The organism is Nocardioides nitrophenolicus (assembly GCF_016907515.1).
Classification (GTDB): Bacteria; Actinomycetota; Actinomycetes; order Propionibacteriales; family Nocardioidaceae; genus Nocardioides; species Nocardioides nitrophenolicus.
Window position 1 is genome coordinate 1,857,950 of record NZ_JAFBBY010000001.1, and the last position, 23,450, is coordinate 1,881,399.

The 23,450-nt window shown below is 73.0% G+C and carries 21 protein-coding genes; 11 read left to right on the plus strand and 10 right to left on the minus strand.

What is annotated here, in order from left to right:
• Positions 1-9 precede the first annotated feature (9 nt).
• The 4 genes from JOD66_RS09190 to JOD66_RS09205 are packed head-to-tail and all read right to left on the minus strand — an operon-like array spanning position 10 to position 3,312.
• Entirely contained in the window at positions 10-441 is a 432-nt protein-coding gene (locus tag JOD66_RS09190; protein ID WP_204836580.1) for a nitrile hydratase accessory protein, read from the minus strand.
• On the minus strand, positions 441-1,040 hold the full coding sequence (nthA, locus tag JOD66_RS09195) for a nitrile hydratase subunit alpha (protein WP_204836581.1): 600 nt from the start codon (positions 1,038-1,040) through the stop codon (positions 441-443). Before nthA ends, JOD66_RS09190 begins: the two co-directional genes overlap by 1 nt.
• The gene (nthB, locus tag JOD66_RS09200; protein WP_204836582.1) at positions 1,037-1,756 is read right to left on the minus strand and encodes a nitrile hydratase subunit beta; all 720 of its coding nucleotides are present in this window, start codon (positions 1,754-1,756) and stop codon (positions 1,037-1,039) included. The genes nthA and nthB overlap by 4 nt, the downstream gene beginning before the upstream one ends.
• Positions 1,753-3,312, minus strand: coding sequence for an amidase (locus tag JOD66_RS09205; RefSeq protein WP_204836583.1), 1,560 nt, complete (start codon positions 3,310-3,312; stop codon positions 1,753-1,755). The genes nthB and JOD66_RS09205 overlap by 4 nt, the downstream gene beginning before the upstream one ends.
• 191 nt (positions 3,313-3,503) lie before the next feature.
• Here JOD66_RS09205 and JOD66_RS09210 point away from each other — a divergent pair, with 191 nt between their 5' ends.
• Positions 3,504-4,508, plus strand: coding sequence for an AraC-like ligand-binding domain-containing protein (locus JOD66_RS09210; RefSeq protein ID WP_204836584.1), 1,005 nt, complete (start codon positions 3,504-3,506; stop codon positions 4,506-4,508).
• Here JOD66_RS09210 and JOD66_RS09215 read toward each other — a convergent pair.
• From JOD66_RS09215 to JOD66_RS09230, 4 genes are all read right to left on the minus strand, one after another.
• Positions 4,489-5,997: an aldehyde dehydrogenase family protein gene (locus JOD66_RS09215; protein ID WP_204836585.1), complete on the minus strand. Its 1,509-nt coding sequence runs from the start codon at positions 5,995-5,997 to the stop codon at positions 4,489-4,491. The two genes, JOD66_RS09210 and JOD66_RS09215, sit on opposite strands and share 20 nt — an antisense overlap.
• Positions 5,998-6,102: 105 nt before the next feature.
• A complete protein-coding gene (locus tag JOD66_RS29035) occupies positions 6,103-6,900 on the minus strand; it encodes a vWA domain-containing protein (protein ID WP_204836586.1) in 798 nt (265 codons plus the stop codon).
• Positions 6,901-7,043: 143 nt separating this feature from the next.
• Complete coding sequence (locus JOD66_RS09225; protein WP_204836587.1) at positions 7,044-7,967, minus strand: AAA family ATPase; 924 nt, start codon at positions 7,965-7,967, stop codon at positions 7,044-7,046.
• Positions 7,967-9,079 carry an NDMA-dependent alcohol dehydrogenase gene (locus tag JOD66_RS09230; protein ID WP_204836588.1) on the minus strand — a complete coding sequence of 371 codons (1,113 nt, stop codon included), beginning with the start codon at positions 9,077-9,079 and terminating at the stop codon, positions 7,967-7,969. The genes JOD66_RS09225 and JOD66_RS09230 overlap by 1 nt, the downstream gene beginning before the upstream one ends.
• 158 nt (positions 9,080-9,237) lie before the next feature.
• Between JOD66_RS09230 and JOD66_RS29435 the strand changes: the two genes are divergently transcribed.
• Together JOD66_RS29435 and JOD66_RS09240 are read left to right on the plus strand one after the other, a co-directional pair.
• A complete protein-coding gene (locus tag JOD66_RS29435) occupies positions 9,238-10,848 on the plus strand; it encodes a sigma-54-dependent Fis family transcriptional regulator (protein ID WP_204836589.1) in 1,611 nt (536 codons plus the stop codon).
• Between the two features lie 116 nt (positions 10,849-10,964).
• Positions 10,965-11,930 (plus strand): vWA domain-containing protein, encoded by a 966-nt coding sequence (locus JOD66_RS09240; RefSeq protein WP_204836590.1) that lies wholly within the window; start codon positions 10,965-10,967, stop codon positions 11,928-11,930.
• 10 nt (positions 11,931-11,940) lie between these two features.
• Here JOD66_RS09240 and JOD66_RS09245 read toward each other — a convergent pair whose 3' ends face one another.
• Positions 11,941-12,444, minus strand: coding sequence for a MarR family winged helix-turn-helix transcriptional regulator (locus JOD66_RS09245; RefSeq protein WP_204836591.1), 504 nt, complete (start codon positions 12,442-12,444; stop codon positions 11,941-11,943).
• Between the two features lie 83 nt (positions 12,445-12,527).
• Here JOD66_RS09245 and icmF point away from each other — a divergent pair, with 83 nt between their 5' ends.
• The 8 genes from icmF to JOD66_RS09285 all read left to right on the plus strand — a co-directional run bounded on the left by icmF (position 12,528) and on the right by JOD66_RS09285 (position 22,585).
• A complete protein-coding gene (icmF, locus tag JOD66_RS09250; RefSeq protein ID WP_204836592.1) occupies positions 12,528-15,698 on the plus strand; it encodes a fused isobutyryl-CoA mutase/GTPase IcmF in 3,171 nt (1,056 codons plus the stop codon).
• A 325-nt stretch (positions 15,699-16,023) separates the two neighbouring features.
• Positions 16,024-16,410, plus strand: coding sequence for a YciI family protein (locus JOD66_RS09255; RefSeq protein WP_204836593.1), 387 nt, complete (start codon positions 16,024-16,026; stop codon positions 16,408-16,410).
• A gap of 35 nt (positions 16,411-16,445) precedes the next feature.
• Positions 16,446-17,732, plus strand: a complete 1,287-nt coding sequence (locus tag JOD66_RS09260) for an RNA polymerase sigma factor (protein ID WP_204836594.1) — start codon at positions 16,446-16,448, stop codon at positions 17,730-17,732.
• Positions 17,733-17,741: 9 nt separating this feature from the next.
• The gene (locus JOD66_RS29440; protein ID WP_204836595.1) at positions 17,742-18,533 is read left to right on the plus strand and encodes an IclR family transcriptional regulator; all 792 of its coding nucleotides are present in this window, start codon (positions 17,742-17,744) and stop codon (positions 18,531-18,533) included.
• A 47-nt stretch (positions 18,534-18,580) separates the two neighbouring features.
• On the plus strand, positions 18,581-20,023 hold the full coding sequence (locus tag JOD66_RS09270) for an aldehyde dehydrogenase family protein (RefSeq protein ID WP_204836596.1): 1,443 nt from the start codon (positions 18,581-18,583) through the stop codon (positions 20,021-20,023).
• Positions 20,020-21,165 carry a cupin domain-containing protein gene (locus JOD66_RS09275; RefSeq protein ID WP_204836597.1) on the plus strand — a complete coding sequence of 382 codons (1,146 nt, stop codon included), beginning with the start codon at positions 20,020-20,022 and terminating at the stop codon, positions 21,163-21,165. Before JOD66_RS09270 ends, JOD66_RS09275 begins: the two co-directional genes overlap by 4 nt.
• Positions 21,165-21,983, plus strand: coding sequence for a fumarylacetoacetate hydrolase family protein (locus JOD66_RS09280; protein ID WP_204836598.1), 819 nt, complete (start codon positions 21,165-21,167; stop codon positions 21,981-21,983). Before JOD66_RS09275 ends, JOD66_RS09280 begins: the two co-directional genes overlap by 1 nt.
• A complete protein-coding gene (locus JOD66_RS09285) occupies positions 21,983-22,585 on the plus strand; it encodes a maleylpyruvate isomerase family mycothiol-dependent enzyme (RefSeq protein WP_239545151.1) in 603 nt (200 codons plus the stop codon). Before JOD66_RS09280 ends, JOD66_RS09285 begins: the two co-directional genes overlap by 1 nt.
• 10 nt (positions 22,586-22,595) lie before the next feature.
• Here JOD66_RS09285 and JOD66_RS09290 read toward each other — a convergent pair whose 3' ends face one another.
• Positions 22,596-23,438, minus strand: coding sequence for a fumarylacetoacetate hydrolase family protein (locus JOD66_RS09290; protein ID WP_204836599.1), 843 nt, complete (start codon positions 23,436-23,438; stop codon positions 22,596-22,598).
• Positions 23,439-23,450 lie beyond the last annotated feature (12 nt).

Here is a 23,450-nt window from a genome sequence, read left to right on the forward strand (position 1 = left end):
GGACTCCGTTCAGTGGTGGGCGGCGCGGGCCGGGTCGATCGCGATCGGCTCGGTGTGCGCCTCGTGGTGGTTGCGGTTCGCCGGGACGGCGAGGACCGCGCGGGTCTGGCGGGCCAGCTCGTCGGCACCGAGCAGGCCGAGACCGGCGAGCACGGACTCGAGCGCGGCGACCCAGTGCTCGTAGTAGGACCAGCCCCGGTCGCTGGTGCCGGTGCTCTCCTCCCAGCCGTCGATCGACGCGACCAGCGCCTGCTGGAACTCGGTCCAGTCGAAGCCGAGCTCCCGGTGCGCGGAGACCGCCATCGCGAAGGCCCGGATCTCCCACGGGTGCTCGAAGGAGCGCTGCTCCGGGTCGGCGGCGGGCAGGCCGCAGACCAGCTCCTCGACGCGGCTGCGGTCGGCAGCCACGTCCGCCGGGTCGGCGTAGGGCGCCGGCAGCATCAGGCCACCGCCCCGACCGGGCCGACGCCGATCATGGCGTCGCGGTTGACCAGCGCGAGGAGCTGCTCCTCGGTCCAGTCGTCGGTGCCGGCGGGCCGCTGTGGGAGCACCCAGTAGCGCATCTCGCTGCTGGTGTCCCACACGCGGACCTCGACCTCGTCGGGGACGTCGAAGCCGAACGCCTCGCGCAGCACCTTGCGGGGCTCGCGGGTGATCGCGGCGCGGTACTGCGGGTCCTTGTACCAGTTCGGCGGCAGGCCGAGCACCGGCCACGGGTAGCACGAGCAGAGCGTGCAGACGATGACGTTGTGGACGGTGTCGGTGTTCTCCAGGACCACCATGTCCTCGCCCTGCAGGCCGCCGATCCCGAGCTCCTTGCAGGCGTCGGTGGCGTCCGCGACGAGGCGGGCCTTGAACTCCGGGTCGGTCCAGGCCCGGACGACGACGCGGGCGCCGAGGCGCGGCCCGACCTCGTTCTCGTAGAGCTCGACCATCCGGTCGATGGCCTGGGTGGTCATCACGCCCTGCTCGATGAGCATCGACTCCAGCGCCTTGACGCGCGCGGCGATCTCCTCCTGGGTACGGGTGACGGCGCTCATGCGGATGCTCCTTCGGTGGTGACGTGGGTGACGGTGACGTGCTCGAGATAGGGGTCGAAGACGTCGAAGTTGACGACCTGGTTGGGCTCGGCGTACTCGGCGCCCCAGAGCTCGTCGGCGCGGAAGCGCACGGTGTAGACGTGCTCTGGGTTCTCGCCGAGCCCGTTGCCCGCGCTGTCGGGGTAGATCATCGGGCCGTGGTGCAGCACCACCTCGCCGACCGCACCCCGGATGTAGCGGGCCCGGCGGGTGTGTCCCTTCGGGGCGGACCGGATCACCCGGACGACGTCGCCGACGCGGAATCGGGCGACCTTGTCGGACTCGCGCTTGGCGGGGGCGCCGGCCGGTACGACGGCCTCGACGAAGGCGAGCAGCTCCGGGTCGTCCTCGTGCTCGGGCAGCGGGGCGTCGGGGTGGGCCAGGTAGTGCTCGGTGCGCCGGTCGAGCTCGGCGAGGTCGAGCTTGCCCAGCTGCTCCCCGAAGTGCTCGACGGTGTGGATCCAGTGCTCGTAGTAGGGCGACTTCAGGTAGACGGCGGGGTCGATCAGCTCGATACCGTGGCGGAACTGGTCGACGCCGAAGAAGCCGGCGCGGAAGCACATCGCGAACATCGGAAAGACGGCGCGCTCCCAGTCGGCGCGGAAGACCGGCTCCTCCTCGGGGACGACCACGGGTCCGATGCCGTCGGTGCCGGCGAGGTCGAAGACTCCGTTCATGCGGTGAGCTCCTTGTCGTGGGTGGTGCGGTGGGTGGTGCGGTGGTGGGGTGCGGTGAGTGTGCCGAGCGTCTGCTCGAAGGCGTGGGCGGCGCGGAGCACGCCCGCGTCGTCGAACATCCGGCCGACGACCATCAGGCCGACCGGGAGACCGTCCGAGAGGCCGGCCGGGATGCTGCAGGCCGGGTGCCCGGTAACGTCGAGGGGCGCGGTGTTGGCGACCATCTCCAGGGCCCGGGTGACCACCTCCTCGACGGGGGCGTCGGCCGGCGGGATCAGGCTCGCGGTGATGGGCAGGGTGGGCATGACCAGCACGTCGTGGGTCGCCAGCGGGGCGTCGTACGCCGCCGCGAGGCGCCGCTCGAGGTTGCGCGCCTTGCCGTACGCCGCGCCGTAGCCCTCGCGCAGCGACCAGGTGCCACCGAGGGCGACCAGCTTGACGGTCTCGGAGAAGGCGGCCGGGTCGCGACGCCAGCGCTCGCCGTAGAACGCCATCTGCTCGGGGTCGTAGCCGCCCTTCCAGTTCAGCCCGTAGGCGTTGCCCTGGACCATCTGCCAGGTCGCGCCCTCGACCGAGATCACGTCCCACAGCGCGGCGCCGTGCTTGTGCCAGGGGATCGCGACCTCCTCGGCGACGTGACCGGCGGCGGTCAGCCGCTCGATCGCGTCCCGGACCACCGCGTTGACGCCGGGGTCGGAGTTGGCCTGGTCGAAGCCCTCGCTCACGACGCCGATCCGCAGGCCGCGGTCGAGCCGGCCGAGCGCGGCGACGTAGTCCTCGCCGGCGACGCCGGTGGGCTGGCGCGGGTCGGCCCCGTCGGCGCCGGCGAGCACGCTGAGCAGCGCCGCGGCGTCGGCCACCGTCGGCGCGATCGGGCCGAGGTGGTCGATCGACTGCTCGATCGGGAAGGCGCCGGTGTAGGGCACCAGGCCGAAGCTGGGCTTGTGTCCCACGACGCCGCAGAAGGCCGCCGGGATCCGGATCGAGCCACCCTGGTCGCCACCCACCGCGAGGTCCACCTCGCCGGCCGCGACGAGGGCCGCGCTGCCGCTGGACGAGCCGCCGGTGGTGCGGTCGAGGTCCCACGGGTTGCGGACCGGGCCGGTCTTCGCGGTGTGCGAGGCGCCGGAGAAGCACAGGTCCTCGCAGACCGCCTTCCCGGCGATCGTGGCGCCGGCGTCCAGCAGCCGGGTGACCACGGTGGCGTCCCGGGCCGGCACGAAGCCGCGCACCGTCTCCGAGCCGTTCATCATCGGCACCCCGGCCACGGCGATGTTGTCCTTGACCGCCACCCGCCGCCCCGCCAGTGGACCGCTGTCCGCGCCGGTCAGCTCGGTCGTGACGTACCAGGCGCCGAGCGGGTCGTCGGCCGGCTCCGCCCAGTCCCGGTCGGGCGCGCTCGGCGCCACCTCGGCGTCGTACAGCTCCTCGACGACCGCCCACGAGCCCAGCAGGCCGGTGGCCGCGGCGTGGTAGAAGTCCAGGTCCCCGTCGGCGATGCCGAGCCGCAGCTCGCCCGCCAGGTCCCTGATCGCCGTTCGGGACGGCAGCTCCATGGCAGTTCCTCCTCTTCGTCGTTCCTGGCGGCAGAGCGAACGCCCGGCGCACCGGCCGGGTCAATGGCCGTGCGGGGTCGAGGAGCGGGATGGATAGGGAGAGTCAAGGGCAGGCGAGCCAGGTCCATGCCGGACGCCGGTACCCACGGAAGAGGGTTGACCGGCCCCGGGCCGGGGCGCAGGGTTGGTCCATGCCAGGGTGGTTCGAGATCAACGCCGCGGATCGGCCGGCTCCTCAGCGCCCGGAGTACTGGCGCAGCGCGGTGTGCGACCAGTTCGTGCCGCTGGCGGTCGAGCCGGGCGGCGGCATGCTGCGCGGCCGGGTCGCGGGCGGCGACGTCGCCGAGCTGCGCCTGCGCCGGATCCGCGCAACCCAGCACGGGTTCGAGCGCCGGCAGCGCGACATCAGCGCGGCCGACCCGGAGGTGCTGCACCTGCTGCTGCTCGACCACGGCGAGACGCTGGTCGAGCAGGACGACCGCGCCACCTCGATGACGCCGGGCGACCTGCTGCTCTACGACAGCTCACGCCCGTTCCGGTTCCGCACGGCCGGCGAGTTCCAGTTCACGATCTGCCTGATGCCCAAGCGGCTGCTTCCCGTCCCCGAGCGGGTCCAGCGCACCTGGACGGCCCGGGCTCTTCCCAGCGCGCACGGCGTGGCGGCCGCGGTCGCCCCGCTGCTCGCCTCGCTCGCCCGCCACGGCTCCACCGCCGACGCGGCCCAGCAGCTCGCGCTCCAGCAGGCCATGGTGAGCATGTACGTCGCACTGCTCTCCGAGACCGGCGTCGAGGGGCGTCCGCCGGCGGTCAACCTCTCGCTGGCGAAGTCCTATATCGCCCGCAACCTCGGTGATCCCCGGCTCTCCCCCGCCGACGTCGCCGCCGCGTGCAGCCTCTCCCTGAGCTATCTGCACCGCCTGTTCGCCAACGACGGCAGCACCGTCGCCGGCTACGTGCGCGAGCAGCGCCTCCAGGCCGCCCACCGCGACCTCCTCGAGGCCGCGGTGCAGCAGCCGGTCGCCCAGATCGCGGAGCGCTGGGGGATCACCGACCCGGCGCACTTCAGCCGGATGTTCAAGAAGCGGTTCGGGAGCTCGCCGGCCGAGCTGCGCCGCCGGTGGCGGGTCGACTCCCCGGGCCGGACGTACGACGACACCCGGCCCGGGAACGCGGAGCTCACGCCAGCAGCGCGTTGACCGACTTCTGCTCGGTGTAGGCGTCGATCGCCGACGCACCGAGCTCGCGGCCCCAGCCGGACTGCTTGTAGCCGCCGAACGGCATCGCCGCGTCGAAGGCGTTGTGGCAGTTGATCCACACCGTGCCGGCCTTGATCTGGCGGGCCGTGCGGTGCGCCTTCGTGACATCGCGGGTCCACACCGACGCCGCGAGCCCGTACGGCGTGTCATTGGCCGCCGCGGCCACGCCCCGCTCCGCGTTGAACGGGGTGGCGACGACCACGGGACCGAAGATCTCCTCGCGGTAGACGCTGAACGAGGAGTCGACGTCGACCAGGACGGTCGGCTCGACGTAGTAGCCGGTGTCGCCGTGGCGCCGGCCGCCGGTGAGCGCCCGGGCCCCGTCGCGCAGGCCGGCGTCGACGTACCCGAGGACCCGGTCCAGCTGGGTCTGCGAGACGAGCGGGCCGACGGTGGCGGTGGGGTCGAGGCCGGGACCGAGCTTGCTGGCGGCCGCGACCTCCGCGACCTTCTCGGTGAACTCGTCGAAGATCCGGTCCTCCACGAGCAGCCGGGTGCCGCTGGTGCAGGTCTGGCCGTGGTTGAACAGGAAGCCCGACGCGGTGCCGGGGACGGCGAGGTCGAGGTCGGCGTCGGCGTACACGACCTGGGGGCTCTTGCCGCCCAGCTCCAGCGAGACCTTCTTCAGGTTGCCCTTGGCCGCGTCGACGATCAGCTTGCCGACCTCGGTGGAGCCGGTGAACGCGATCTTGTCGACGTCGTCGTGCGCGGCGAGCGCGGCGCCCGCGTCGCCGTACCCGGTCACGACGTTGAACACGCCGTCCGGCAGGCCGCACTCGGCCATGATCTCGGCGAGCCGCAGCGCGGTGAGCGGGGTGTCCTCGGCGGGCTTGAGCACCACCGTGTTGCCGCAGGTGAGCGCGACGGGGATCTTGAAGGCGGCCATGAGGAGCGGGAAGTTCCACGGCACGATCGCGCCGCAGACGCCGACCGGCTCGCGCAGCGTGTAGGCGTGCCACTGGGTGCCGGGCGCCCACGGGACCGAGACCGGGATGGTGCGGCCCTCGATCTTGGTCGCCCAGCCGGCGTAGTACTGGAACAGCTCCGCGACCCAGGTGATGTCGACGGCCTGCGCGACCGCGGCCGACTTGCCGTTGTCGAGCGACTCGAGCTGGGCGAGCTCCTCGGCGTGGTCGTAGATCGCCTCGCCGATCCTGAACAGCAGCCGCTGCCGCTGGGCCGGCGTCCACAGCGACCACTCCCCCTCGAACGCGGTGCGGGCGGCCCGGACGGCGCGGTCGACGTCCTCGGCGGCGCCGTACGCGACCTCGGTGAGGACCTGACCGGTGGCGGGGTCGCGGGTCTCGAAGGTGCGGCCGGTCGCCGCATCCACCCAGGCGCCGCCGATGAACAGGCGCTTGGGGCGGGCGAGCCAGTCGCGCACCTCCGGCAGCACGGCGTGGTCGGTGGGGACGAGCAGGTCGGTCATGGTTCCTCCGTTGCGGGGTGGGCGTTCGGTGCGGTGCGAGCGTCGTCCGGCCCGGGGAGCGGCGGTGTTCAGCTTCTGGACAATCGGCGCTGCCGCGGGGCGCGCTCAGGGCGCGAGCAGCCGGTCGAGGACGCCGGGCAGCTCGGCCAGCCGGTCGAGCGAGGCCATCCGGGCCCCGGCCGCGCGGGCGAAGCGGCGCGCCTCGTCGTCGTCCGAGGCGGGCGCGACGACCAGCAGCTCGTCGAGGCCGCGCGCCGCGGGCAGCGGGTCGACGTCGTCAGTGACCCGGCAGTCGGAGAGCAGCACCGTGATCCGGCGCCGGGCCCGGGCGCCGGCGAGCTGCTCGCGCGCGGCCCGCAGCGCGGCGTCGAGCGAGGTCATGCCGTGCCCGCGCAGGCCGAGCACCCGCTCGACGGTGCGCCGGGCCGGGCTCGTCGTACCGAGGGCGAGGACGGTCTCGGCGCGCCGGTCGAAGGCGACGACCGCGAGCTCGCCGCCGGACTCGGCCGAGCGCAGCGCGCACGCCGCGGCGGCCATGGCGGCGGTCGCGAGCCGCCGGCCGTCCATCGAGCCGGAGCGGTCGACGAGCAGGCACAGCGCGCTCGCGGGCCGCTCCCAGAGCGACGAGGTCAGCTCGTCGAGGGCCGGTGGACGGCCCTCGCCCCGGGCCACGGCGACCGCCTCCAGGGAGGCGTCCAGGTCGAGGTCGCCGCCGCGGTCGGCGCGGGCGGGGCGCAGTCGGCCGGCACCGATCCGGCCGTGCGGGCCGCTGCGCGCCCGCTCGATGACCAGCCGCGGCACCAGGGCCTGCACCCGCGCCCGCAGCGCGGGATCGGTGGCCCGGCTCATCAGCGCGAGCAGCGGCAGCACGTCGTCCGGGTCCTCGGCGACGGCCGCCTCCACGGCCTCGACGTCGAGCTCGCCGACCTCGGGCGAGAGCTCCTGGAAGCGCGGGTTGCGCGCCAGCTCGGCGCGGCCGTGGGTGCGGTCCGGACGGCCGCGCCGGGATGCCGGTGGTGGTTCGCCCGCCCCGGCCGGGGGCGGGCTCAGGCTCCCCCCGGGCTCGGCTCCTCCTGCGCGCCACTTCGCGCCGGGTCGGCACCATCTTCCGAGCCACTTTCTGCCGGGTCGGCGAAATGGGTGCGGTAGAGCTCGGTGATGATCTCCTCGGGCGAGCGGGTGGAGGCCTCGTCGACCCGGACCCGGCCGCTCAGGGCGACGAGAGCGGCGTCGAGACCGGCGTGCCAGTCGTCCTCGGCGACGCCGCGGGAGCGGGCCAGCTGGTGGTTGATGCCCGCCAGGTCGATGGTGCCGCGCACCGAGGAGCCGACCCGCAGCTCGGGGTGCTCGCGGGTCGCCCGGACCAGGGCCACGGCACGGTCCCGCCAGTCGTCGGAGGGCACCGGCGCGCGCTGCGCGAGGATCCGCGCCTCCGAGTCGGCGGACTGGTAGCCCATCGCGATCCGGCAGGTCCGGTCGTAGACGGCCGAGGAGACCCGGGCGGTGCCGACGGCGTCGTACGGGTTCATCGCGGCGACGACGGCGAAGCCCGGGGCCGCGCGCACCGCCCCGAGCCGTGGCACCACGATCTCCCGCTCCGACATGACCGTGAGCAGGGTGTTGAGGGTCTCCTCGGGCACCCGGTTGAGCTCCTCGACGTACAGCAGGCCGCCCTCGCGCATCGCGGTGAGCAGCGGCCCGTCGACGAAGACGTCCGGCTGGTAGCCCCGGCTGAGCACCAGGGCGGGGTCGAAGTGGCCGACCAGCCGGGCCGGGGTCAGCTCGGCGTTGCCCTCGACGAGGGCGAACGAGCGGTCCCGGCCGGCGGCGACCCGGCGCAGCAGGGTGGTCTTGCCGGTCCCGGGAGGCCCCTCGAGGACGACGTGGGCGCCACTGGCCAGCGCCGCCTCGAGGAGCTCGGTCTCCCGCGCCCGGTCGACGACCGCGAGCGCCGCGAGCACAGCGGTCATCAGTGCTCGTGGACGACGACGCCCCGGACGTTCTTGCCGTTGAGGAGGTCGTCGTAGCCCTCGTTGACCTCGTCGAGCGTGTACGTGCGGGTGATGATCTCGTCGAGCTTGAGGTCGCCGGACTGGTAGAGGCCGAGGATCCGCGGGATGTCGACGGTCGGGTTGCAGTCGCCGAAGAGGCTGCCGCGCAGCTCCTTGCGGTAGAGCGTGAGCACCGAGCCGGGCAGCTGGATGTTGGTCTCCTCCAGCTTGTTGAGGCCGGTCAGCACCACCTTGCCGCCCTTGCCGACGGCGTTGAAGCCGTCGGAGACGATCTCCGACGTCATCAGGCCGGGCGTGAGGATCGCCGAGTCGGCCATCTGGCCGCGGGTCAGGTTGGTGATCGTCTCCATCGCGAGCTCGGCGGACTCGAAGGCGTGGGTGGCGCCGAGCTCCATCGCCTTCTCGCGCTTGTTGGCGAGCGGGTCGATCGCGATCACGTTCTTCGCGCCGGCCAGCGCCGCGCCCTGGACCGCGTTGATGCCGATGCCGCCGATGCCCATGATCACGACCGTCTCGCCCGCCTTGACCTCGGCGGTGTTGACGGCGGCGCCCCAGCCGGTGGGCACGCCGCAGCCGACCAGGACGGCCTTCTCGAGCGGGAGGTCGTCGTCCACCTTGACGCAGGAGTTCTGGTGGATGACGCCGTACTGGCTGAAGGTGCCGAGCATGCACATCGCGCCGTACTCGCCGGCGGGGCCGGTGATCGGGAACCGCTCGCCGGGCAGGTAGCCGTCGAGGATGGTCGCACCCATGTCGCAGATCGACTGCTGGCCGTTGGCGCAGTAGCGACAGGTGCCGCAGTTGGGGATGAACGAGCAGACCACGTGGTCACCGACCTTGACCCGGGTGACGCCGGGGCCGACCTCCTCGATGATCCCGGCGCCCTCGTGCCCGAGGACCATCGGCAGCCGGGCCTCCAGGTCGCCGTGGGCGATGTGCACGTCGGAGTGGCACAGGCCGGCGTGGGTGTAGCGGATCAGGACCTCGCCCTCGCGGGGCTTGTCGAGGGTCAGCTCCTCGATCACGATCGGCTTGCCGGTCTCGTAGACGACTGCGGCCTTGGTCTTCATGAGGGTTCTCCTGATCTCGCGCCGGGGACGGCTGGGGTGACGCCCGCCACACTCGCAAGACCGGCCGCGCGTGAGTGTTCAGAAACTGGACAACCGCCTCCCAACCCTCCTCCGCATACTGTGACGGCCGCCACGACGAGCGACCCAGGGAGGAAACCGTGACGACCCGAGCGCAGGACCTCCGGGATCCCATCGCGGAGTCCTGGCGGCGCGCCGAGCTGGCCGGGCTGACCCCGGGCTCGGCCCTCGACCACCTGACCTACGGCGACGTCGACCACACCACGCCGCTGCAGATCGCCGCGTCGCCGGTGCTCGACGAGCTCAACGAGCAGCTCGAGGGCACCATGTTCGGCACCCTGCTCGTCGACCGGGAGGGCCGGATCGCGCAGCGCTGGTGCGGCGACACCGGCGCCCGCCGGGCGTTCGACAACCTCGGCGTCGACGTCGGGGCCTCGCTGCTGGAGGAGGCGGTCGGCACCAACGCGCTCGGCACCGTGCTGGAGACCCGGACCAGCATCTCGGTCAACGGCCGGGAGCACTTCGCGGTCGCGCTGCGCCGCTTCAGCTGCTACGGCCACCCGATCTTCCATCCCACGACCCGCCGGATCGAGGGGGTCCTCGACATCACGGCGCTGATGGAGGAGGCCAGCCCCCTGCTGCCGCCGCTGGTCGCCCGCGCCGTCGCCGACATCGAGCAGCGGCTGCTCGACGGCAGCCGGGTCTCGGAGAAGCAGCTGCTCGCCGCCTTCCAGGCCGCCGCCAGCCGGCGGCGGGCGGTGGTCGCGATCGGCAACGACCTGCTGATGTCGAACCAGGCCGCCGCGGACCTGCTCGGCTCGACCGACGTGGCGCTGCTGCGGATGCTGGCCTCCGACGTCCGCGGCGAGGCGTCGATCGACCTCACCCTCGAGTCCGGCCTCGAGGTCCGGGTCGAGGCGGCGCGGGTCGGCGGCGCCCGCGGCGGCGCGCTGCTCCACGTCGAGCCGCACCGCGAGCCCAAGCGCCCGCGCCCGGCCACCGACGCCCCCTCCACCCACGCTCCCCTGCTCGTCGCCGGCCCACCCGGCTCGGGCCGCTCCGCCGAGGCCCGCCGGCTCGCCGACCCCCAGCCGGTCGCCGTCCTCAACGCGGCCTCGGCGCTGCTCGACGGCACCGACGCCTGGGCCCGCAACTTCGGCGCCCTGGTCCGGGCCGGCCAGGGCTCGGTCTGCATCGACGGCATCGACCTGCTGCCCGACGACCTGGTCGACCTGGTCGCCTCCCACCTCGCCGAGCGCCGCGCCCCGCGCCTGGTGCTCGTCAGCGGCCCCGTCGACGGCCTGTCCGGGCGGGCCGCCGCCCTCGCCGGCGAGTGCACCGAGCGCCGCCTGCTCACCCCGCTCGCCAGCCGGCCCCAGGAGATCCCCGAGCTGGTCCGCGCCATGCTGGTCGACCTCGGCGCCGACCCCTCGCTCCACTTCACCCCCGGCGCCCTCGGCGCGCTGTCCTCCCAGCCCTGGCCCGGAAACCTGCGCGAGCTGCGGGCCGTCGTCGAGCACGTCGTACGCCGGCGGCGCACCGGCGCCGTCGTCGTCGACGAGCTCCCCGAGGCCTACCGCACCCAGGAGCCGGCCCGCCCGCTCGCCCCCATCGACCGGGCCGAGAGGACCGTCATCGTCGCGGCGCTGCGCGAGCACGACGGCAACAAGGTCAAGGCCGCGCAGGCGCTCGGGATCTCGCGGACGACGCTCTACGCGAAGATGCGGGCGCTGCGGATCACGGTGTACTGAGTCCCGGATACCCCGCATTTCGGTGATGTTCTAGCCCTCCGACGCGATGGACGATGCCCTGACGCCGAGCGAGGGGGACCATCATGCGGACGACAGGCTCAGGGCTGGCATGGACAGTGGCGGGAGGGCTCGTCGCGACCGCACTGGTGGCGCCGACGAGCGCCCCGGCCGGCGCCGCGGCGGCAGCGGCGTGCGCGCCGGCCGCCGACATCCAGGCGATCGTCGACGACTCGGGCTCGATGTCGTCGACCGACCCGGGGCGGCTGCGGGTCCAGGCGATGAACCTGCTCATCGACGCCCTCGCCCCGGCGCAGGTCCTGGGCGCTACGGAGTTCGGCTCCTCTCCGGCCGACGTCTTCGCGCCGGCTGCCGTCGGACCCAGTGCCGCGGCGATGAAGGCGGCACTCGACGCGGCGATCCAGGCCGACAACGGCGGCACCGACTACAACCTCGCCTTCGACGCGGCCCGCACGGTCAACCCGGGCGCGAGCGTGCGGATCTTCCTGACCGATGGTGGGCACAACAGCGGGACCTACCTGAACACCCATCTCAACCCCGCTCCACCGCAGACACCGACGTACGTCATCGGCTTCAGCCCCGGCCTGGCCGGCGTCGCGGATCAGGCGCGGCTGCAGCAGATCGCCAACGAGACCGGCGGCGTCTACTACGCGCTCCCCGACGCGCAGGCGCTGCAGTCGGTGATGAACGACATCCAGACCCGGCTCACGTGCCAGACGCCGCCGAAGACCTTCGTCGACAACATCGCCGTCGGTAAGTCGAAGAACCACGCGGTGAAGATCAAGCGCAAGTCCCGCTCCGCGCAGCTCACGCTGACCTGGACCAGCCCGCTCGACGCCTTCAAGGTCAAGAAGCTGCGGATCGTGCGCCACGGCAGGGTCGTCGCCGTCAAGGGCCGCCACCTCAAGGTGAGGACGAAGCACGGCTCGACCTATCTGGTGATCAAGGTGACCAGGCTGACCCCGGGCAAGCTGAGGTTCAAGGTGATGAACACCGCTGCCGGCTCCGGCGCACCGCAGGTGACCGTGACGACCCAGGTGAGCCAGAGCAGGTCGAAGAAGTAGGCCGAGCCCGTCAGTCCGCGAAGTCTCCCGACGCCTGCCGCACCCGCCGCAGCAGGTCGTAGGCGTCGCTCTGCTGGTCGCCGCTGAGCCCGGTGACGGCGAAGTCGATCGCGGTCACCGCCGTGGTCGCCTTGCGGACCGTGGCCCGGCCCTCGGGCGTGAGCCGGGCGAGGGTGCGACGGCGGTCCTCCTCGTCGGGCACCCGGACGACGTAGCCCTGGGCCTCGAGGCGGTCGATGGCGCTGGTGACCGAGGTCGGGTGCACCATCAGCCGCTCCCCGATCTTGCTCAGGGGCAGCGAGCCGCGCTTGCTGAACAGGAGCAGCACGAGCACCTCGTAGCGGGAGAAGGTCAGCCCGAACGGCTTCAGCGCGGCGTCCAGCGCCCCGATCATCAGCTGCTGGACCCGCATCACCGAGGTGGCCAGGCGCATCGCCGTCGCGTCGCCGAAGTGCTCCTCCCACAGGTCGCCGGCACGGTCGATCGGGTCGAACGGCAGGCGGGACGCGGGCATGCGCCGAACCCTATGACATCCCTGGGCTTTTCCAGATTACTTGGACGTCCTACTATCGGAGATCCAAGGAGTTTGGAGGACCGATGCCCGAGCACACCCTGCACGTCCCGCAGCACCCCGTCCGCCTGGTGACGGCGTCCAGCCTGTTCGACGGCCACGACGCCTCGATCAACATCATGCGCCGGATCTTCCAGAGCCAGGGCTGCGAGGTGATCCACCTCGGGCACAACCGCTCGGTGGCCGAGGTCGTCGAGGCCGCCATCGAGGAGGACGTGCAGGGCATCGCCGTGTCGTCGTACCAGGGCGGGCACGTGGAGTACTTCGAGTACCTCACCGAGCTGCTCCGCGAACGCGGCGCCGGGCACATCAAGGTCGTCGGCGGCGGTGGCGGCGTCATCGTCCACGACGAGATCAACCGGCTGCGCAACTCCGGCGTCACCATCTTCTCCCCCGAGGACGGACAGCGGCTCGGCCTCCCGGGCATGGTCAACACCGTCGTAGAGGCGTGCGACACCGACCTGTGGGAGACCGGCAGCGTCACCGCCGAGCAGGTCCTCAGCGGCGACCGCACCGCGCTCGCCCGCGCCATCACCGGCGCCGAGCTCGGCCGGCTCGACCAGGCCCTGCTCGAGCGCCTGTCCGAGGCGGCGGCCGCCCACGCCGTCCCCGTCCTCGGCATCACCGGCACCGGCGGCTCCGGCAAGTCCAGCCTCACCGACGAGCTCGTCCGACGACTGCGAGTCGACCAGCAGGACAAGGTCCGGGTCGCGGTGCTGGCGGTCGACCCGACCCGGCGCAAGGGCGGCGGCGCGCTGCTCGGCGACCGGATCCGGATGAACAGCCTCGACCTGACCGGCCACGGCCTGGACCGCAACCAGGTCTACTTCCGAAGCCTGGCCACCCGCGGCGCGCACGAGGTCCCCGAGCACCTCACCGACGTGCTCACCGTGATCAAGGCCGCCGGCTTCGACCTGGTCATCGTCGAGACCCCCGGCATCGGCCAGGGCGACGCCGCGATCGTGCCCTTCGTCGACACCTCGCTCTACGTGATGACGCCCGAGTTCGGCGCCGCGTCGCAGCTGGAGAAGATCGACATGCTCGACTTCGCCGACGCGGTCGCGATCAACAAGTTCGAGCGCCGTGGCGCCGAGGACGCGCTGCGCGACGTGGGCCGCCAGATGGTCCGCAACCGCGAGGCGTTCGGCAAGCAGCCCGCCGAGATGCCCGTGTTCGGCACGTCGGCCGCCACCTTCGACGACGACGGCGTCACCGCGCTCTACCAGCACCTGCGCGGCCTGCTCGTCGGCAAGGGCCTGGCCGTCTCCGAGGGCATGCTCGCGCCGGTCGAGGGCAAGAAGTCCACCCGGATCCAGCAGGTGCTGCCGGCCGACCGGGTGCGCTACCTCGCCGAGATCGCCGAGACCGTGCGCGGCTACCACGCCGACACCGAGGTGCTCGTCGAGAAGGCCCGCCGCGCGCAGCGCTTCGCCGCCGTCGCCGAGGAGCTCGCCGAGATCGAGGACCTCGCCGCCGCCGCGGCCCGCGCCAACGACGACCTGCCGCTCGACGTACGCGACCAGCTGAGGGCGTGGCCCGACGTCGTCGCGCAGTACGACGAGGACACCGCGACCAAGGGCCGAGAGTCGCTCTCCGGCAACCGCGTGCCGCGGGTCGCCGTACCCCGCTTCGCCGACCACGGCGAGCTGGTCCGCTACTGGCGCCGCGAGAACCTGCCGGGCCACTTCCCGTTCACGGCCGGCGTCTTCCCGTTCAAGCGCGCCGACGAGGACCCGGCCCGGATGTTCGCCGGCGAGGGCGACCCGTTCCGCACCAACAAGCGGTTCCGGATGCTGTCCGAGGGCCAGCCGGCCACCCGGCTCTCGACCGCCTTCGACTCGGTCACGCTCTACGGCCGCGACCCCGACGAGCGCCCCGACATCTACGGCAAGGTCGGCACCTCCGGCGTCTCCGTCGCGACGCTCGACGACATGAAGGCCCTCTACGACGGCTTCGACCTGCTCTCCCCCACGACGTCGGTGTCGATGACGATCAACGGCCCCGCGCCGACGGTGCTGGCGTTCTACCTCAACACCGCGATGGACCAGGCCCGCGAGCGCGGCATCGACCCCTACGAGGCGATCAAGTCGATCCGCGGCACGGTCCAGGCCGACATCCTCAAGGAGGACCAGGGCCAGAACACCTGCCTGTTCTCCACGGAGTTCTCGCTGCGCTGCATGGCCGACATCCAGGAGTGGTTCATCCAGCAGCAGGTCCGCAACTTCTACTCGGTCTCCATCTCGGGCTACCACATCGCCGAGGCCGGGGCGAACCCGATCAGCCAGCTCGCGTTCACCCTCGCCAACGGCTTCACCTACGTCGAGTCGTACCTCGCCCGCGGCATGGACATCGACGACTTCGCCCCCAACCTGTCGTTCTTCTTCTCCAACGGCATGGACCCGGAGTACACCGTCATCGGCCGGGTCGCCCGTCGGATCTGGGCGATCGCGATGCGCGACCGGTACGGCGCCAACGAGCGCTCCCAGAAGCTGAAGTACCACGTCCAGACGTCCGGCCGCTCGCTGCACGCGCAGGAGATGGACTTCAACGACATCCGCACCACCCTGCAGGCGCTGATCGCGATCTACGACAACGCGAACTCGCTGCACACCAACGCCTACGACGAGGCCGTCACCACCCCGTCGGCGGAGTCGGTGCGCCGGGCGCTGGCGATCCAGCTGATCATCAACCGCGAGTGGGGCCTGGCCTCCAACGAGAACCCGCTCCAGGGCTCGTACGTCGTCGACGAGCTCACCGACCTGGTCGAGGCCGCCGTACTGACCGAGTTCGACCGCATCTCCGAGCGCGGCGGCGTCCTCGGCGCGATGGAGACCGGCTACCAGCGCGGCCGGATCCAGGACGAGTCGATGCTCTACGAGCACCGCAAGCACGACGGCACCCTGCCGATCATCGGCGTCAACACCTTCCGGGCGCCCGAGTCCGGCGACGGCACCCCCGACGAGATCGAGCTGGCCCGCGCCACGACCGAGGAGAAGGAGTCGCAGCTGGTACGCCTGCGCGACTTCCAGGCCCGCCACGCCGACGAGGCCACCGCCGCCATCGCCCGCCTCAAGGAGGTGGCCACGACCGGCGAGAACATCTTCGCCGCGCTCATGGACGCCGCCCGGGTCTGCTCGCTCGGCCAGGTCACCGAGGCGTTCTTCGAGGTGGGCGGGCAGTACCGGCGCAACGTGTGATCGGTCGGGCTGTAACACGGGGTTCGCTGGTGTTCCGGACCCGCTCGGGCTGTAACACGGGGTTCGCGGGTGTTCCGGACCCACTCGGGCTGTAACACGCGGTGCGCCGGTCTTCCCGACCCGAGCCTCATGTTGCGGACCCGTACGGACGCCGTTCCGCGACGTCCAGGGTCGGGCAGAGCGGCGAACTGCGTGTTACAGCGCCTCGCAACACCGCCACGCCACACCGCCACGAAAATCTTTTCGGGGTCCATGTCGAAGTAGCCGTCGCCCGTTCGACGTAGGTTCGTAAGTCACTCACCAACGAACCGAAGGACTGATCGAGATGCCGCGTTTCATGGGACTCGTCCGGATGGAAGACGGACAGGGCAACCCGCCGCAGGCGCTGTTCGAGGCGATGGACGCCTACATCGGCGAGCAGGCGCAGAAGGGCCACTTCCTCGACGGCGGCGGCCTGTTCGGCCTCGAGGACGCCGTGAACTTCGTGGTCCGCACCGGCGAGGTCACCCGCGTCGACGGCCCGTACGCCGAGGCCCGGGAGGCCGTCGGCGGCTGGGCGCTGCTGCAGTACGACAGCCTCGAGGAGGCGATCGCCAACCAGGAGGAGTTCGCCGCCCTCCACGCCAAGTACTGGCCCGAGTGCTCGATGGTCGCCACTCTGCGTCAGATCTCCGACGAGGCACCCGAGACCGCCGAGGCCGCTGGAGCCTGATCCGCCGTCCGTGCGGCCGGCCCTAGGCTGGCCGCATGGCCGACGCCACCACCGCCGACGCGATCACCGCCACCTGGCGGGCCGAGTCGGCCCGCCTGGTCGGCGCGCTCGTGCGGATGACGCGCGACGTGGAGCTGGCCGAGGATCTCGCCCAGGACGCGCTGGTCGCCGCGCTGGAGCGCTGGCCCGAGGACGGCGTACCCGACAACCCGGCCGCCTGGCTGATGACGACGGCGAAGCGACGCGCCGTCGACACCTTCCGGCGCGCCGAGAGCCTGCGGCGCAAGACCGAGGAGCTCGGACACGCGGCGGAGGAGGTGAGCGCGATGCCCGACCTGGAGTCCCAGGTCGACCACATCGAGGACGACGTCCTGCGGCTGGTCTTCCTGTGCTGCCATCCCGCGCTCACGCCGGAGTCCCGCGCCGCGCTCACCCTGCGCCTGGTCGGCGGGCTGACGACCGACGAGATCGCGCGCGGCTTCCTGGTGCCGAGTACCACCATGGGCCAGCGGATCTCGCGCGCCAAGAAGACCCTCGCCGAGGCGGGCGCCGAGATCGAGCTGCCGACCGGCGCCGAGCGCACCCAGCGCATCGACGACGTGATGGCGGTGGTCTACCTCGTCTTCACGGAGGGCTACGTCGCCACGGCGGGCGACGACTGGACCCGCCCCGACCTGGCCCAGGAGGGCATCCGGCTGGCTCGCCTGCTCGCGGACTTCGCGCCTGAGGAGCCGGAGGTCCACGGCCTGCAGGCGCTGCTGGAGCTGCAGGGCTCCCGGCTGCCGGCGCGCACCGACGCCGACGGCGCGCCGGTGCTGCTCGACGATCAGGACCGCTCCCGCTGGGACCAGCTGCTGATCCGCCGCGGCCTCGCCGCGCTGCGCCGGGCGGAGGAGATCGCGGCGCGTGGCGTCCCGGTGGGCCGCTACTACCTGCAGGCCGCGATCGCCGCCGAGCACGCCAGGGCCACCTCCGCGGCGGCCACCGACTGGCCCCGCATCGCCCGCCTGTACGACGTCCTGGCCCAGGCCGCGCCCGGCCCGGTCGTCGAGGTCAACCGGGCCGTCGCCCACGGCCGTGCGGGCGGCCCGGACGCCGGTCTCGCGGTCCTCGCGGCGCTCCCGCCCGACGCGCTGCGCGACTCGCCGCTGCTGCCGAGCGTGCGGGGCGACCTGCTGGAGCGGGCCGGCCGGCGCGCCGAGGCGGCCGCCGCGTTCGACGAGGCGGCCCGGCGCACCCGCAACGGGGACGAGCGCAGCCTGCTCGAGCGCCGGGCCCGGGCGAACCGCGCGACCCAGGACGATGCGGATCGCCTGACATAGGGTGCGAACGTGCGGCAGGTCAGAGTCGTCAAGCAGCCTCCCTACGCCGTGGGCTCGGTGGACCGAGCGCTGCGCGTGATCATGCTGCTGCAGGAGCGCGACGACGTCCGGCTCGCCGAGGTGGCCGACCTGCTCGGGGCGTCCCCGTCGACGGCCCATCGCATCCTGTCGACGCTGGTCTACCGGGGCTTCGCCGAGCAGGACTCGTCCCACCGGTACCGGCTCGGTCCGCGGCTCCAGGGCTCGCGGCGTGACGCCGACCAGCTCGACGTGCTGCTCCGCAGCCATCTGACGACGCTGCGCGACGAGACGGGCGCGACGGTCAGCGCGCTGGCGCTCGAGGGCCGCTCGGCACGCATCCTGCACACCGTCGTCGCCACCCGCGGCCACCACATCTCCGAGCGGACCGGTACGACGCTGCCGGCGGTCGAGGCGTCCGCGGGCAAGGCGCTGCTCGCCCACCTGTCCCGCGCCGATCTCCATGCCCTGCTCACCGGCCGCCACGCCGCCCTCCAGGGCGAGGGCATCACCCCCGGCCGGCTCGAGGCCCTGGAGGCCGAGCTGGCGCGGGTGCGCGAGGAGGGGGTGGCCTACAACCTGCGCCGCACGGAGGCCGACCTGGTCGCGGTGGGCTGCGCCGTACCCACCCGCGCCCGCGCCCCGTGGCTCGGCCTCGCCGTGTCGCTGCCCGCGGTCGAGGGCGATGCCGTGCGCGACCCTCGCCTGCACGCCGCGCTCTGGGAGGTGGCCCTCCGGCTGGCTCGCGACCTCGACGCGGGCTCTCAACCGGATTCCGCGTGACGGAAGGTCCGGGAGCGTCCCCGTGACGCGTCCGTACCTTCCACGGCATGGCTGACCACGCACCGGACCCCGCACTGCAGTACCTCGACGGCGAGCTCGTCGGCTCCGCCGCGACCGCCGAGGCGACCGATCCCGCGACCGGGACGAGCATCGGCAGCTTCGCCGACGGCGGCGCGGAGGACGCGGCGGCCGCCGTCGCCGCGGCCCGCGCGGCCTTCGACCGCACCGACTGGTCCCGCGACCGTGCGCTCCGCCACCGCGTCCTGCTCCAGATGGCCGACCTGCTCGAAGAGCGGTCCGGACTGTTCGTCGAGGCGCTGGCCCGCGAGAACGGCAAGACGCTCGGCGAGGCCGGCTTCGAGATCAGCCTGACCATCCCCAAGCTGCGCTACTACGCCGCGCTCGCGCTGACCGAGGCCGGCCGAGCGGGCGAGGTGGCGCCCGGGCTGATCCAGCGCAGCGTGCCCGAGGCGGCGGGCGTCGCCGGCGTGATCGTCCCGTGGAACTCCCCGGTCGTGCTGGCCGTCCGCTCGTTCGCTCCGGCGTTGGCCGCCGGCTGCACGGTCGCGATGAAGATGCCGGCGCAGACCGGGCTGGTCAACGGCATGCTGCACCAGCTGTTCGCCGACACCCCCGACCTGCCCGCCGGCGTGGTCAACTCCGTCACCGAGTCCGGCTCCGCGCTCGCCGAGCTGCTGGTGTCGTCGCCCGACGTCGACGTCGTGAGCTACACCGGCAGCACCCGGGTCGGCCGGATCATCATGGCCGGCGCCGCCGCCCGGCTGAAGCGGGTCTCCCTCGAGCTGGGCGGCAAGTCACCGATGATCGTCTTCCCCGACGCCGACCTCGACGCCGTCATCCCGACCCTCACCGCCGCGGTGACGACCTTCGCCGGTCAGTTCTGCATGACCGGCAGCCGGATCCTCGCCCACGCCGACATCGCCGAGGAGCTCGCGGAGCGTCTGGTCGCCTCGCTCGCCGCGGTCGAGGTCGGCCCCGGAGGCGACCCGGCCAGCCAGATGGGCGCGATGATCGATGCCGCCAACGCCGCACGGGTCGACGCGACCGTCCAGGCCGCATTGGACGACGGCTCGGCCACCGCGCTGCTGCGGGGCGGACAGCGCGCCGGCACCGCCTTCTACGAGCCCAGCCTGCTGGTCGTCGCCGACGTCACCGCGCCGATCGTCCAGGACGAGGTGTTCGGTCCGGTCGCGACGTTCGAGACGTTCACCGACGAGGACGACGCGGTGGCGCGGGCCAATGCCACCGACTACGGCCTGGCCGCGTCGGTCTGGAGCCGCGACGTCGACCTCCCGGCGCGGGTCGCGAGCCGGCTCCGGGCCGGCACCGTGTGGACCAACGCGTGGGCGGTGGTGACCGACTTCTTCGAGGAGGGTGGCTTCAAGCAGTCCGGAGTCGGCCGGCTGAACGGCGTCGCGGCCCTGGGCGAGTTCCAGGAGATCAAGACCTACGTCCAGAGGTACGCATGAGCACCGCGCCCTCGCCCCTCCACCTCACCGCCGTCGACGCCCCCGACCAGCCGGTCGTCAGCCCCGAGCTCGTCGCGCTCTACCGCGGCTTCGAGGACGAGCTGCTCGTCCCGCTCTGGACCGAGATCGGCGACCTCATGCCCGCCCACCCGCGCCCGCGCGCGGTACCGCACCTGTGGCGCTGGCAGGCGCTGCGCGCGCTGGCCGAGCGGGCCGGCGACCTGGTACCGGTCGGCCGCGGCGGTGAGCGGCGCGCGATCGCGCTGGCCAACCCGGCCCTCGGCGGACGTCCGTTCGCGACCCCGACCCTCTGGGCCGCGATCCAGTACCTGATGCCCGGCGAGGACGCCCCCGAGCACCGCCACACCCAGCACGCCTTCCGGTTCGTGGTCGAGGGCGCCGGGGTCTGGACGGTCGTCGGCGGCGACGCCGTACCGATGAACCGCGGCGACCTCCTGCCCCAGGCCGGCTGGAACTGGCACGCCCACCACAACGCCACCCGCGAGCCGATGGCGTGGATCGACGGCCTCGACATCCCGCTGCAGTACGCGGTGGACGCCCAGTTCTTCGAGTTCGGCCGCGACACCCTCGACGAGGAGGAGCGGACCACCCCGGAGCGCTCGCGCTCCGAGCGACTGTGGGCTCACCCCGGCCTGCGACCGCTCGCCGCGACCCCGACCGGGCCGGGGACGCCTCTCCTGTCCTACAAGTGGGCACACACCGACCGGGCCCTCGCCGACCAGCTCGCGCTGGCGGCCGACGGGCACCAGGGCTGCGTCGCGCCCGGTCACGCGGCCGTCCGCTACTCCGATCCCGCCACCGGCTCCGACGTGCTGCCCACGATCCGGGCCGAGATGCACCGGATCACCCGCGGCACCGAGACCGCGCCGGTGCGCGAGACCGGGTCGTCGGTCTACCAGGTGTTCGACGGCTCGGGCACCGTCATGGTCGGCGACGCGACCTGGACCGTCTCCCGCGGCGACCTGTTCGTCGTGCCCTCGTGGCTGCCGTTCTCGGCCCGTTCCGAGGCCGGTGCGTCCGACTCCGACTCCGGCGCCCTCGACCTGTTCCGCTTCTCCGACGCGCCCCTCTTCGAGGCGCTCCGGCTCCACCGCACCCAGACCCACAGCAAGGACGACTGATGAAGCTCGCCACCCTCCGCACCTCCTCCGGCACCCGCGCGGTCCGCCGCGACGGCGACCTCCTCGTCGACCTCGGGTACGCCGACCTCGGCGCCTGGCTGGCCGCCGGCTCGCCCGCGGCGCCGGCCGGCGCGACGACCTGGCCGGTCGCCGGGGCCGACTTCGCGCCCGTCGTGCCCCACCCCGCCAAGGTGATCTGTGTGGGCCACAACTACACCAACCACATCAGGGAGATGGGACGCGAGCTGCCGTCGTACCCGACGCTCTTCACCAAGTTCGCCGACAGCCTGATCGGCGCCGACGACCCGCTGCGGGCTCCGGCCGAGGCGCCCGACATCGACTGGGAGGTCGAGCTGGTCATCGTGATCGGCCAGGAGGTGCGCCGCGCCACCGAGAGCCAGGCCGAGGCCGCGATCGCCGGCTTCACGGTCATGAACGACATCTCGATGCGCGACTGGCAGTTCCGCACCGTCGAGTGGACCCAGGGCAAGATCTGGGAGGCGTCCACGCCGGTCGGTCCCTACCTGGTCTCGCCCGACGAGGTCGGCGGCGTCCGGCCCGCACTCCGCGTCTCGACCACGGTCGACGGTGAGATCGTGCAGTCCGACGACACCGGCACCCTGCTCTTCGACCCGGTCACGCTCGTGCGGTACATCTCGACGATCACCACGCTGCGCCCCGGCGACCTGATCGCCACCGGCACCCCGGGCGGCGTCGGGCACGCCCGCGACCCGAAGGTCTACCTGCGCCCGGGCCAGACCGTGGTGGCCGCGATCGACGGTCTCGGCGCGTGCACCACGCTGGTCGAGGCGGGCTGATGTCGCTGACCTGGATGCGGGACGGCACCTCGCTCTTCCTCGACGCCGTCGACCACCTCGGCGACGACGACTACGCCGCGCCGAGCGGGCTGCCCGGGTGGACCCGCGCCCACCTGGTCGCCCATGTCGCCGCCAACGCCGACGCGCTGCGCAACCTCGTCCACTGGGCGGCCACCGGCGTCGAGACCCCGATGTACGCCTCGCCGCGGCAACGCGCCGACGACATCGCGGCCGGCGCCCTGCGCGCACCGGCCGACCTGCGGTTCTGGGCGCACTCGTCCGCGGCCGCCCTGGCCGGCGACCTGGGCGGCCTCGACGAGTCCCGGTGGCAGGCGTCCGTGGTCACCGCCCAGGGGCGCACGGTGCCCGCCACCGAGATCCTCTGGATGCGCTCGCGCGAGGTGTGGATCCACGCCGTCGACCTCGACACCGGCATCACGTTCGCGGACCTGCCCACGGACTTCCTCACCCGGCTCGTCGACGAGATCGCGGCCCGGCGCGGGCTCGACGACGTCCCGGCCGGGCCGCTGGCGGACGTGGCGGCGTACCTCGCCGGGCGCCCGCACGGCCTCGACGCCGAGCCGCTGGGCCCCTGGCTCTGAGCGACGGGGCTCAGCGCAGGACCTGGCGGATCTCGCCGATCCCCTCGACCCGCGACACGAGGACGTCGCCCGCGCTCAGGTAGCGCGGGGGCGTCCGGCCCATGCCGACGCCGTCGGGCGTCCCGGTGAAGACGACGTCGCCCGGGTAGAGCTCGACCACGCGGGAGAGCTCGGCGATGGTGTGCGGGATGCTCGAGATCAGGTGCCGGGTGCGGCCGTCCTGCACCACCTCGCCGTTGACGGTGCAGCTGAGCCGCAGGTCGTCGGGGTCGTCCAGCTCGTCGGGCGTGACCAACCACGGGCCGACCGGCGAGAAGCCCGCGAACGACTTCCAGAGGCTGAACTGCGGCGCGGGCCCGGCGAGCTGGCGGGCCCGCTCGGAGAGGTCCTGGCCGACGCTCAGGCCGGCGACGGCCGACCAGGCGTCCGCCTCGGCCAGGTCCCGGCCGCCGGAGCCGAGGATCGCGACCACCTCGACCTCCCAGTCGACGTCCCCCTCGGGCAGGTCGACGACGACGTCCGCGCCGGTCAGGCTGCTCGCGAACTTGGTGAAGACGGGCGGCAGGCCGTCGGGCCGGCCGAGACCCGTCTCGTCGGCGTGCGCCGCGTAGTTGAGCCCGATCGCGAAGATCTGGCGTGGCCGCGGCGACGGGCAGCCGAGGGCGTCGGGGCGCAGGGGGAGGTCCCAGGCGGGCTCCCAGCCGTCGTACCAGGCGACGAGCTCGCCCCAGCGCGGGTAGAGCAGGGCGGGGTCGGCGGCGAAGAGGCCGTCGCTGGAGGCGGCCAGGTCGGCTCCGAGCGTGCCGTCGGTGTTGACGAGGACCGCACGGCCCTCGAGGTTGGCGATGCGCATGCTGCTTCTCTC